The 3,096-nt window shown below is 60.3% G+C and carries 5 protein-coding genes; all 5 read right to left on the minus strand.

The window, feature by feature from the left end; genetic code table 11:
* Positions 1-317 (minus strand): response regulator (locus ACE3OH_RS21145; protein WP_374357885.1); only part of this gene is annotated, 317 nt, incomplete at its 3' end.
* A gap of 72 nt (positions 318-389) precedes the next feature.
* Positions 390-992, minus strand: coding sequence for a chemoreceptor glutamine deamidase CheD (cheD, locus tag ACE3OH_RS21150; RefSeq protein ID WP_374357888.1), 603 nt, complete (start codon positions 990-992; stop codon positions 390-392).
* Entirely contained in the window at positions 989-1,816 is an 828-nt protein-coding gene (locus ACE3OH_RS21155) for a CheR family methyltransferase (protein WP_374357891.1), read from the minus strand. Before ACE3OH_RS21155 ends, cheD begins: the two co-directional genes overlap by 4 nt.
* A gap of 55 nt (positions 1,817-1,871) precedes the next feature.
* Entirely contained in the window at positions 1,872-2,414 is a 543-nt protein-coding gene (locus tag ACE3OH_RS21160) for a hypothetical protein (protein WP_374357894.1), read from the minus strand.
* Between the two features lie 136 nt (positions 2,415-2,550).
* Positions 2,551-3,096 (minus strand): methyl-accepting chemotaxis protein (locus ACE3OH_RS21165; RefSeq protein ID WP_374357897.1); only part of this gene is annotated, 546 nt, incomplete at its 5' end.

A 3,096-nucleotide genomic window follows, 5' to 3' on the forward strand; every position in this document is an offset into this window, starting at 1 on the left:
GGCACCACATCCACTGCGCCCAGCTCCAGTGCCCGCACCGCCATTTCCGAGCCGTGCTGGGTCAGGGTGGAGATCATCACCACCGGGGTGGGCCGCAGGCGCATCAGCTTTTCCAGGAAATCGAGCCCATCCATGCGCGGCATTTCGATATCGAGGGTGATCACATCCGGGTCGGTATTGCGGATCAATTCGCGCGCCGCAATCGGATCAGCCGCCACGCCGGCTACTTCCATATCAGGGCTTTGCCGGACGATCTCGCTGAGCAGCTGCCGGATCAGTGCCGAGTCATCAACGATCACCACTTTGATCTTGCTCATGGCAGCCTCCCGCCGCTGCAGGCAGTCAGCCCGGTGGCGGCCGCCGCGGCCGCGCAAACAAGCGGGGCAGATTTAAAACAGGTCGACATCGCCACTCACCGATTCATGGCGCAGACGGCTGCCGTACTCGCGCTCGCGCTGCACAATGGTGTCGTTATGCACGCTGCGCAGTTTCTTCATCAGCACCCGGCCGCTGCGCGGGAAGAAGTAGACCTTGCGCGGATAAATATCGAGCAGGTCTTCCGCCACGATGGGTATCTCCTCCATTTCCAGAAAGTGCCGCACAAAGTTGGCATTCTGCTCGCCGACATTGGAAACAATGAATCCCTGCAATACCTGTCCACCGCCGAATACCTTGGCCTCCAGCCTGTCGCGCCGGCCGCCGGCCTTGAGTATCTGGTTGATCAGCACTTCCATGGCATGGGTGCCATAGCGCGCCGACAGGGCCAGCGGGTTGGCATCGTATTGGCGGTTTTCCGGCAGCATGAAATGGTTCATGCCGCCTATGCCGCTGACCGGGTCGCGCAGGCAGGCCGATACGCAGGAGCCGAGCACGGTGACGATCACCATATCGCGGCCGGTCACGTAGTATTCGCCGGGCAAGATCTTGGCCGCCTCGGTATTGAAGTGCTGGTCGTAATAAATGGTGGGGGCGCTAATCGTGCCGGCAGTCATGCAGCTCTCTTCAGGCGGTAAATGGTATGGCCGCAATGCTCGTACAGATCGGCAACATGGCCCAGATGCTCGGAGTGTCCCACGAACAGGCGGCCATCCGGTTGCAGCAGCGGGGCAAAGCGTTCCAGCAGGGTGCGCTGGGTCGGTTTGTCGAAGTAGATCATCACATTGCGGCAAAAAATCGCATCGAAGCGCTCATTTAACGGCCATTTCTTCTCCAGCAGATTGATCTGGGTAAACTCCAGCAAAGATCGCAGCTCGCTGCGCACGCGCACCAGGCCGGCTTTTTCTCCCTTGCCGCGCAGGAAGAACTGGCGCTTGCGCTCGATCGACAGCTTGTCGAGCCGCTCCAGTGGATATACGGCGCGGCTGGCGGTCGCCAGCACATTGGTATCGAGATCGCTGGCAATGATGCGCGCCGGCACCGGCTCGCCCGGCAGGCATTCGGCCAGGGTGATGGCGATGGAGTAAGGCTCCTCGCCGGTGGAGGCAGCGCTGCACCATACCCGTACCAGCCGCCTCTGCGCATGCCAGTGCGGTGCCAGTTGGGCCAGCGCGCGGAAATGGTGATCTTCGCGGAAGAACGCGGTCAGATTGGTGGTCAGCGCATTGGTGAAGGCCTGCCACTCATCCCCCCGCGTATCAGCCTGCAATAGCGCCAGGTAGTCGGCAAAGCCTGGCAGGTTCAATTCGCGCAGCCGCCGCGCCAGGCGGCTGTACACCATCGGCATCTTCCCCTCATTGAGAGAGATGCCGGCATGGTTGTAGATCAGCTTGCGGATCTGCTCGAACTGATCCTGGCTGAGCGGAAATTCCTGGTTCAACAAGGGCTATCCTCTGGATGGATACGGTCTCTTGGCTGGGCCTTCATGTCGCGGCTCATTGCAATTTGCTGAGGATTACGCCGACGGTCAGCGTGCCGATGGTGTTTGTTCCATCGCGCACCGGGACGGAAATCTGCGACAGCTTCTCCTTGGTGCTTTCATCCACCTTGGGCCGTGCCAGATACACCTTGCCCTTGCCGCCAGCCCAGGCCTCGGTGAACTTCGGTTCATCACCCTGCCAGTAGTCGCTCGTGCGATTGGTAATGGCGACATTGGCGCCCTGGTTGTCGGTCAAGATGGATTCGCGCAGATAAGGGCTCGCTTTTTCCAGCTTGAGCAGCACTTTGCTGGCCGGATGCTCAAGGTTTTCCTTCATGATGGGCAGCAAGGTATTTTCATCGGCTGCCTGCCAGGCTTTGTCGATCTCCTGGATCTTTTCCAGCGTCAGCTTTTTTGCGTTTTGAGCTTTGACCGCTTGTATCACCACCGGCTCTGCCGCCATTTTTTCGACTTCCGAAATCACTTCTTCAATAGATTTGGCGTGAACGCTTCCGATCAGCAGGCTATTGGCTAACAGCAAACCAAGCAGTTTTTTCATGATGGGCTCCTGGGGACGAGGTGGATGACGATCAGCCTGATGGGCCTTGAATCGGCGCGCGCATCGTTCAGGCTGCCTGATCGAGACGCGCACCAAAGTGATGAATCATGGTTGCCCATGCGTGCAGCGATTGGGTTCAAAACTCTTCCCAATCGTCTGTCTCCGCCTTGCCCGGTTTGCTCAAGGCGCGTGTGGCGGGTTTGCTGCTTGCCGGTAGGGCGAGAGGCGGCTTTGCGGCCAGGGGCCGCGCGCGATTGCTGGCCTGCGCCAGCCGGAATGCCGCCACCGCTTGCGCCAGGGTGTTGGATTGATCGGCCATACTTTGCGCCGCTGCGGCGGCTTGCTCCACCAAGGCGGCGTTCTGCTGGGTCATATCGTCCATCTGGGTGATGGTGGTGTTCACCTGCTCGATACCGGCGCTTTGTTCGACCGAGGCGGCCGAAATCTCGCTCATGATGTCGGTGACGCGTTTCACCGAGTTCACCACTTCTTCCATGGTGCGGCCGGCGTCGTTGACCAGCTTGCTGCCGGCTTCCACCTTGTTGACCGAATCGCCGATCAGGGTCTTGATTTCCTTGGCGGCAGCGGCCGAGCGCTGTGCCAGATTGCGCACTTCGGAGGCGACCACGGCAAAGCCGCGCCCCTGCTCGCCGGCGCGGGCCGCTTCCACGGCGGCGTTCAG

Source organism: Chitinimonas sp., from assembly GCF_041904975.1.
Taxonomy (GTDB): domain Bacteria; phylum Pseudomonadota; class Gammaproteobacteria; order Burkholderiales; family Chitinimonadaceae; genus Chitinimonas.